Source organism: Natrarchaeobius oligotrophus (assembly GCF_003841465.1).
Lineage (GTDB): Archaea > Halobacteriota > Halobacteria > Halobacteriales > Natrialbaceae > Natrarchaeobius > Natrarchaeobius oligotrophus.
Genome location: NZ_REFZ01000025.1, coordinates 22,402 through 30,618, shown reverse-complemented (window position 1 = coordinate 30,618; position 8,217 = coordinate 22,402). Strand labels below are relative to the sequence as shown.

Here is an 8,217-nt window from a genome sequence, read left to right as displayed (position 1 = left end):
AGCAGGCCGCGAAAGCTGGCCTGCTTCTTGAATACCTCCCCTCGTACGCACCGGAAATGAACCCACTCGAACAGTGCTGGCGTCAAGTGAACGAGGGACGTGCCAACAAACTCTATCGAACACTCTCCGAACTGAAAGTGTATCTCACGAGTAAACTCCCAACGCTGCACTCACCGAGGATCTATGAGTATCTCTGCTGATCCCTATCAGATGCCGCGTCATTGCGTTCTTCTTCCATCGGATTCACACTTGTTCCAGCAGCCTCCACTTTGAGATCGAAGTCGAGAGAAATCTCCACTTCGTCAACGTCATCGTCAATGTCGAAATACTGCCATGCAGCAGCCGCTCGGACCGTCTCAGAGCGGATTGCTCTTCCCCCGGTGTAGAGGTTTACACGTTTACTGACATCGCTAACGATAGCAGTCGTGTTGCCACCGCCGGTTTCGGCGATTGTATGTCCGTGGAAGTTATGATAGCTGACCTCTCTACCTTGATCGACCTCTTTTATCCTATTATTGCTCGAGGTGACGGACGCTGGAAATTCGAATTCTGCGATCCCATCACTAGTCGAGTCGGGGCTAGCGGATGCGGTTCCAAGGGTCGACGCACACAGAATACCGGTGGTGCTCAACGCAGCACCTTTCACGAATGATCTTCGTTCCATCTGCACATTCAATTATACTTATACAGTATATAAAATTTACTAATATAATAATAAATTACAGATAGAAATTTATAGATCATTCTAAGATTATGAGTTGACATATGGTGGACATGAGCTTCTCCCGTGTAGAGTTCGATTTAATCTACTCTCGTACAAGATGTGGTCTCTTCAGGCGGTTTGGGCGGCCACGACTCCGAGCGCGGGCCGCACAACTGCGGCGAGTGCGACGACCTCGTCCAGAAGGCGATCAAGGACTTCGACCTCCGACAGGACCCTTCGGTGTTCGAGCAGGTCTCCTGTGAGTGCGAGCTGACGTGGGAAACCGTCCTCGAGCGCGAGCGCAGTTTCAACCAGCCGTTAACTCGCTAGTCGCCCCTCGAGTTCTCGTTTCTCGTATCGAGTACCCGTTTGTCGCGTCGAATTCTCGTCTCCCCGACCTGTTCCTCGTGAGCGTCGTACTCCCCTTCCTCGGTCGGCCGTCACGCGACCCGCCGCCACCGGAGAACCGAGTAGCACGTCGCGACGAGCAGCGCTCCGACGAGTCCGAGCAGCCACGCGAACGCCGCGTAGCCGGCGAGTGCGCTCTCGTAGGGCCCGACGACGTCTCCCGGCGGTTCGGTCGCCCACGGCCCGAAGTGGGTGACGGTGACGAGCGCGAAGATGGCACCCAGTAGGACGGCCCAGTAGCCGGCTCCCGCGCGTTCGGTCAGCGTCAGGTACAGCCCGGCCGCGAGAAACGGGTAGATCGCGAGCGTGTAGGTGAACGGCGTGATCTCCGGGATCAGCGGCCAGCCGACGTGGTTTCCGCGAACGACGTGGTCGACGTGGTGGCCGATACCGAAGACCGTCGAGAGGACGATCAGCCCGTAGAGTCGACCGTCGACGCTCTCGGATCCCCGCCGTCCGATCGCCTCGAGCGGCGACGAGTCGGTTCTCGAGTCGGTTCTCGAGTCGGATCGTGCGGTCGGATCGGCGGCTCCCTCCGTCGACGTCTCGATCGGCGCGTCGGTCATACCGGTACTCGCGACCGCTGGACGGAGTAGGTTTCCCCAACGTGTTGGGTTGTGCTGGTCGGCTCGAGCGGCGACGGACGACGGCCGACCGATCGCACCCTGTCGGCGATGGACGGCGGTCGACGGTCCCCGTTCGGAATCGGTTCACCGACCGCGCCCGCCGCTCGCGTTCGGTCCGCCGAGGAACCACTTGAGCACCGTCGCTTCTCCCCGGCGAAGCACCGTGCTCGCGGTCGACTTGTCGACGTCGAGCGTCGCCGCGAGGTCGGCGAGCGTACACTCCCGCGGCACCTCGTAGTAGCCGGCCCGAATCGCCGCCTCGAGAACCTCCCGCTGGCGATCGGTGACCAGGGCGTCGTCGTCGGTCGTGCTCACTATCGACTGCAGTTCGTACGCTCCGCCGGCCGCCTCGATCGTCGTTCGAAGTCGCTCGAGTTCCTCGCGCGTTCCCGTCAGATCGAACTCGAACCAGCCGTTCCGGACGACGACCGGGAACTCGATCGGCAATTTCGACGCCTCGACGAACTCGTAGAGCGCCGTGTCCGTCGTCTCGTACTTGCCGAGGGAGCGACTCCCGGTCGACTTGAGCACCTCCAGGTCGGTGATCGCGGGATGTGCGTCGAGCGTCTCGACGACGGCGTTCGGATCGTCCGCCGTGATCTCCCCGAGTTCGACCGCGCGGCCGTCGACCGGATAACCCGACAGGAGCGTGAAAATCGCGTCGGGGTAGGCTTCCGAGAGCTCGTTGATCCACAGCTCCGCCGGAAGACGGATTCGCAACTCCGCGCGGATCATCGGCTGTGTCCGGTCCTCTCCCGCACGCGGGCGTTGCTGGATTCGTCTCGCGATTCCGTCGGTCGACGACGGTCTGCGTGGCTCGAGGGCATGATCGAATACTCGCCAGAACCGTCGCCAGGGATATGAACGTGCTGGCGGACCGGTGCCGATCGACGGCGCCGATCCGATCTTTTTAGAACGCACACCCGCGTAGCATCGACCGATGGAGTTCGCCACGTTCGCTGCGCGCGCCCGGACGATCGAAGCAGAATCCGCCGACCTCGAGATCGTCGCCCACGTGACGTCGATACTCGAGGACGCCGGCGAGGACGTCGAGATCGTCGCCCGGTTCGTTCAGGGACGGGTGTTTCCGGCCTGGGATTCGACGACGCTCGACGTGGGGCCGAGCGCGTGTTACGAGGCGATCGCCCGGGCGGCGGGGACGAACGTGAGCGCCGACGACGTCGAAAGCCGGCTGGCGGAGGTCGGCGAGATCGGCGCGGTCGCGGCCGGCTACGATTTCGGCGGTCAGCAGGGTCTGAGCGCGTTCGGAGGCGACGGCGACGGCGAGGACGATCTCACGGTCCGCGAGGTGCACGACCGCCTCGCGGAGCTCGCGGCCGCGGAAGGAGACGGCAGTCACGATCGGAAGATCGACCTCCTGTTCGGGCTGTTCAACCGCTGTTCGAGCGACGAGGCGCGTTATCTCGCGCGGATCGTCCTCTCGGAGATGCGCATCGGCGTCGGCGAGGGATCCGTCAGGGACGCCATCGCGGCGGCGTTCGACGTCCCCGACGACCGGGTCGAGCGCGCGCTGCAGGTGTCGAACGACTACGGCCGCGTCGCTCGCGTCGCCCGCGACGAGGGTCTCGAGGGGCTGGACGCGATCGATCTCGCGGTCGGCCGCCCCGTCCAGGCGATGCTCGCCCAGGCCGGCACCGTGACGGACGCACTCGAGGAGTGGGACGAGGCCGCCGTCGAGTGGAAGTACGACGGAGCGCGCATTCAACTGCACTACGACCCGAACGGGATCGAGACCGAGACGGCCAACGGCGAGGGCGGATCGACGCGCGTCTTCTCGCGGAACATGGAGGACGTCACCGACGCCCTCCCGGAGGTCGACGAGTTCGCACGTGAGGCGCTCGGAGAGCCCGTGATTCTGGACGGCGAGGTCGTCGCCGTCGACGACGAGGGCGAGCCGCTGCCCTTCCAGGAAGTGCTCAAGCGGTTCCGGCGCAAGCACGACGTCGAGAAGGCTCGCGAGAACGTCTCCGTTCGGCCGGTCTTTTTCGACTGCCTCCACGTCGGCGGGGACGATCTCCTCGAGGAGCCGCTGACGACCCGCCACGAACGACTCGAGGCCGTCCTCGCCGCCAACGTCGAGACGACGGATCCGGCGGACGTGGAGGCGCTCTCGCTGCTGTGGCTCACCGACGACGCCGACGAGATCGAATCGATCGACGCCGAGGCGCTCGAGGCCGGCCACGAGGGGATCATGCTCAAAGCGCCCGACTCGACGTACTCGCCGGGGCGGCGCGGAAAGCACTGGCGCAAACGCAAACCGGACGTCGAGACCCTCGATTGCGTCGTGACCGGAGCCGAGTGGGGAGAAGGTCGGCGCGCGACCTTCCTCGGAACGTTCGAGCTCTCGATCCGCGACGGCGACGGCGAGGACCTACGTTCCGCTGGCTCTGCGGTGAAACCGCGGAACCTCGAGACCGTCGGCAAGGTCGCGACCGGCATCAGCGACGAGACGCTCGCGGAGCTGACGGAGCTGCTCGAGCCCCACGTCGTCGCCGAGGACGGCCAGACGGTCGATCTCGAGCCGTCGGTCGTCTTCGAAGTCGGCTACGAGGAGATCCAGACCTCGCCGACGTACTCCTCGGGCTACGCGCTGCGATTTCCGCGGTTCGTGGGCGTCCGCCACGACAAGAATCCCGCCGACGCGGACACGCTCGAGCGCCTGGAGTCGCTTCGGGACGAGTGAGATCGCCCCGTTCCGTCTCGGCTCGAGGGACTCGCCTCCAACGAGTGCTGCGTCGGCAAGCTACCCGATCCTCCGTTATCCGTAATTCGAACTCGCAAACGGCGATCGATACCGGCGTAGCACAAAGGATCCTTTCACCTTGGAGAACGCATTTACGGTTCGTTTTCGTACCAGCAGGTATGGATCGGTTCACGCGACGCGACGCCCTCCTCGCGACGGGCTCGGTCGGAATTGGAGCCATCGCCGGCTGTCTCGAGGATCCTCGTACCGGAGGCGAGAACGGCTCCGGAAACGGAGATACCGGGGGCAACGGCTCGGCTGGAACGGGCGGCGACGGAGACGTCACCGCCGAGACGTTCCAGCTCGGACCGACGCTCTCCCGGCCGCTCTGGCACGAACACGAGGATGGACGGACCGGGTTTCTCACCGTCCTCGAGTCCGACCGCGACGCGCCCTGGATGATCGACGATCCCGACGAGATCGACGGCCTCGAGGAGTGGTACGGGGAGACCGACTTCTCGGAGTCGGTGCTCGTCTACGTCCAGACGGTCGGTCCGAACACGTGTTACAGCGAGGTCGACGTCCGAGACGTCGCGGTGTCGGCGGACGCGCTCGGCGGCGAGGAGTCCGAGCGCGCGATCACCGCCACGGCACGTCCCGTCGACGTGAGCGACGAGGGCGAAGCCTGCGGCGAGGCGGTGACCTACCCGGCCGCGTTCGTCCGCGTCACCGGCGACGAACTCCCGTCCGCGGCCGCGTTCGAGATCACGGACGGCTGGGGCGAGACCGAGACGGTCGACAGCACGGGCGGGTTGCTCGATCCGGACGGCCTCCCGGGATTCGTCCGACCGACGCACGACCCCGAAACGGTTCCCGACGCGCTGTCGTGCGACGCGGACGATTTCGAGCGCCTCCGATCGCCCGACGACGGCGACGTCGCCTGGGGCGAAACCGCCGGCGACGACGGCGAGGCGCTGCTCGCGATGCGCGTCGAGAACCCGCAGTACGACGGCGACGACGAGCGGCAGGCGCTCGCGTTCGAACGCGGCGACGAGGTTCGGATCCGGGTGCGCAACGTCTCGGACGGCACGGTGACGACGGGCAACCGGAACAAGTACTCACTCGAGGTCTCGACGGCCGACGGCTGGATGGACGTCCGGGGTGCGGTCGACGACGCACCGATCGCGTACACGGACGAGGGGATAATCCACCCGCCGGGTGAGGGCTTCGAGTGGACGCTCACGCTCTCCGAGTCCGGCGTCCTCGAGGACGACGTCCACGGCGAGCACCTCGAGATCTGTCCGGATCTCCCCGACGGGCGGTATCGATTCGTCTTCTGGGGAGGATCCGGAGACGGCGTTCCCGCGGTCGCGTTCGACCTGGTCGGCTGATCGCCGCGATCGACCCGGCCCGCCGTCCGTGGTCGCTTTCGACTCCGCTACGCCGGGACAGGTAAGCACCCTTAAGAGCCACCGGAAACTGGATTTCGATATGCAACCGCGCGACCTGTCCGATCACGTCGCATACAAGGCGGGTCGGGGTATCGAGGAAGTCGCCCGCGAACTCGGGCGCGATCCCTCGGAGTTCGTCAAACTCGCCTCGAACGAGAACCCGCACGGTCCCTCGCCGGCGGCCGCCGTCGCCATCCGCGAGCACGCCTCGAGCACGAGTTCGTACCCGAAGGCCGCTCACGCGGATCTGGTGGCCGCGATCGCCGACCGCTGGGCCGTCGAAGACGAGCAAATTTGGCTCGCCAACGGCGGCGACGGCGCGATCGACTACCTCCACCGGGCGACGATCGAGCCGGGTGACGCCGTCCTCGTTCCGACGCCCGGCTTCGCGTACTACGGGATGAGTTCGCGGTTTCACCACGGCGAGGTGCGCGAGTACCCGCTCGAGCGGACTAACGACTTCGAACAGACCGCGGATCGGGTACTCGACTCCTACGACGGCGAACGGATCGTCTGGATCACCAGTCCGCACAATCCGACGGGGACGACGATGTCCGTCGACGAGATTGAACGGGTCGCCGTGGAGACGGACGACGAGACGCTGGTCGTCGTCGACGAGGCCTACGGCGAGTTCGCCGACCTCGACAGCGCCGTCTCGCTGCTCCAGGGGCGGGGAACGGACGACGGTCGCGACGACGTCGCCGTCCTCCGGACGTTCTCGAAGGCCTACGGGCTGGCCGGCATCCGCCTCGGCTACGCGATCGTTCCCGAGGAGTGGGGGGACGCCTACGCGCGGGTCAACACCCCGTTCGCCGCGAGCGAACTGGCCTGTCGCGCCGGACTCGCCGCCCTCCAGGACGACGAACACGTCGAACGGACGGTCCGAACGGCCCGCAACTCGCGCGAGTATCTGCGCGACCGAATCGACGCCGACGTCTGGCCGAGCGAGGGGAACTTCGTACTCGTCGACGTCGGCGAGGCGACGCCGGTCGCCGAGGCGTTGCAGGACCGGGGCGTGATCGTCCGGGACTGCTCGAGCTTCGGCCTGCCGGGCTGTCTCAGGATCACCTGCGGCACCGAAGCCGAGACCGAACGGGCCGTCGAAGCGCTCAACGCCGTGCTCGCGGGACGCGACGAGGAAAGCGAGACCGCCACGGAGGTGCCGGACACGTGAGAGTCGCTGTCACCGGGACGCCGGGGACCGGAAAGACGACCGCGACGGAGCTGCTCGAGTCGCGCCTCGACGCCGGCGTCGAGCGATTCGACGGCGAGTTCGCGGTCGTCCACGTCGGAGAGCTGCTCGAGGCGGAGGAACTCTACACTGACGTAGACGACGAGCGGGGAAGCAAGGTTGCCGACCTCGAGGCGCTCGTCGACCGGCTCGACGGACTCGACGACGTCGTGATCGAATCCCACCTCGCACACCACGTGCCGGTCGACCGCGTCGCCGTCCTCCGGTGTGAACCCACGACGCTCGAGACGCGACTGCTCGAACGGGGGGAACCCGACCAGAAGGCCCGCGAGAACGCCGAGAGCGAGGCGCTCGACGTGATTCTCGCGGAAGCGGTCGAACGACACGGCCGCGAGTCGGTGTACGAGATCGACACGACCGATCGCGATCCGACGTCGGTCGCGGCCAACCTCGAGGCGGTCGTAGCGGGCGAGCGGGAGCCGAGCGCGGGCGAGGTAGACTTCGTGGGGTACCTCGAATGACGCTCGACCAGCTTCGACCGTACGTCTCGCGGTTTCTCGATCCGTTCGTCGACGGCTTCGACCGGATCGGGATGACGCCCGACGGCGTGAGCGTGCTCGCGTTCGCGATGGCCGTCCTGGCGGCCGTCGCGTTCGTACTCGGCGGACGGGCGGATCCGATCTGGTACTTGGTCGGCGCCGTTCTCGTCTTCGTCAACGGCTGGCTCGACGTCGTCGACGGCGCGCTCGCTCGCGAACAGGACGTCGCCTCGGCGGCCGGCGACCTCCTCGATCACGTTCTCGATCGGTACGCCGACATCGTCATCATCGGCGGGCTCGCCGCCGGAATCGGCGACTACCTCCTCGGGTTTCTGGCCGTCACCGGCGTCGTGATGACCTCGTATCTCGGCACGCAGGCCCAGGCCGTCGGCCTCGATCGCGTCTACGGGGGGCTCGTCGGTCGCGCGGATCGGCTCGCGATCATCGGGATCGTCGGCGCGCTCGCGTATCCGATCGAGGGAACGTACGGCGGACTAACGCTCGTCGGATGGCTGCTGGTCTTTCTCGCGGTCGTCGGCCACGTCACCGCACTCCAGCGATTTTTCTATTCCTGGGCCGCACTGGAGTGACGAA

The 8,217-nt window shown here is 65.9% G+C and carries 9 protein-coding genes and 1 pseudogene; 7 read left to right on the top strand and 3 right to left on the bottom strand.

Annotated features, from left to right (window positions below; translation table 11 throughout):
• Positions 1–200 (top strand): transposase (locus tag EA472_RS20145; RefSeq protein ID WP_207891193.1); only part of this gene is annotated, 200 nt, incomplete at its 5' end.
• On the opposite strand, the gene EA472_RS20140 is transcribed toward EA472_RS20145, so the two are convergent.
• On the bottom strand, positions 182–664 hold the full coding sequence (locus EA472_RS20140; protein WP_124193296.1) for a hypothetical protein: 483 nt from the start codon (positions 662–664) through the stop codon (positions 182–184). The genes EA472_RS20145 and EA472_RS20140 overlap by 19 nt on opposite strands.
• 183 nt (positions 665–847) lie before the next feature.
• On the opposite strand from EA472_RS20140, the pseudogene EA472_RS20135 reads away from it, so the two are divergent.
• Positions 848–1,033 (top strand): annotated as a pseudogene (locus tag EA472_RS20135) (archaeosine biosynthesis radical SAM protein RaSEA); the annotation flags it as partial.
• A gap of 110 nt (positions 1,034–1,143) precedes the next feature.
• Here the strand turns inward: EA472_RS20135 and EA472_RS20130 are convergent.
• The gene (locus EA472_RS20130) at positions 1,144–1,677 is read right to left on the bottom strand and encodes a hypothetical protein (protein ID WP_243637912.1); all 534 of its coding nucleotides are present in this window, start codon (positions 1,675–1,677) and stop codon (positions 1,144–1,146) included.
• A 144-nt stretch (positions 1,678–1,821) separates the two neighbouring features.
• A complete protein-coding gene (locus EA472_RS20125; RefSeq protein ID WP_124193295.1) occupies positions 1,822–2,472 on the bottom strand; it encodes a helix-turn-helix domain-containing protein in 651 nt (216 codons plus the stop codon).
• 205 nt (positions 2,473–2,677) lie between these two features.
• Between EA472_RS20125 and ligA the strand changes: the two genes are divergently transcribed.
• From ligA to EA472_RS20100, 5 genes are all read left to right on the top strand, one after another.
• On the top strand, positions 2,678–4,441 hold the full coding sequence (ligA, locus tag EA472_RS20120) for an ATP-dependent DNA ligase LigA (RefSeq protein ID WP_124193294.1): 1,764 nt from the start codon (positions 2,678–2,680) through the stop codon (positions 4,439–4,441).
• A 179-nt stretch (positions 4,442–4,620) separates the two neighbouring features.
• The gene (locus tag EA472_RS20115) at positions 4,621–5,832 is read left to right on the top strand and encodes a hypothetical protein (protein WP_124193293.1); all 1,212 of its coding nucleotides are present in this window, start codon (positions 4,621–4,623) and stop codon (positions 5,830–5,832) included.
• Between the two features lie 100 nt (positions 5,833–5,932).
• Complete coding sequence (hisC, locus tag EA472_RS20110; RefSeq protein ID WP_124193292.1) at positions 5,933–7,066, top strand: histidinol-phosphate transaminase; 1,134 nt, start codon at positions 5,933–5,935, stop codon at positions 7,064–7,066.
• On the top strand, positions 7,063–7,605 hold the full coding sequence (locus EA472_RS20105; RefSeq protein WP_124193291.1) for an adenylate kinase family protein: 543 nt from the start codon (positions 7,063–7,065) through the stop codon (positions 7,603–7,605). The genes hisC and EA472_RS20105 overlap by 4 nt, the downstream gene beginning before the upstream one ends.
• Positions 7,602–8,213, top strand: a complete 612-nt coding sequence (locus EA472_RS20100) for a CDP-alcohol phosphatidyltransferase family protein (RefSeq protein ID WP_124193290.1) — start codon at positions 7,602–7,604, stop codon at positions 8,211–8,213. The genes EA472_RS20105 and EA472_RS20100 overlap by 4 nt, the downstream gene beginning before the upstream one ends.
• The last annotated feature ends 4 nt before the right edge of the window (positions 8,214–8,217 follow it).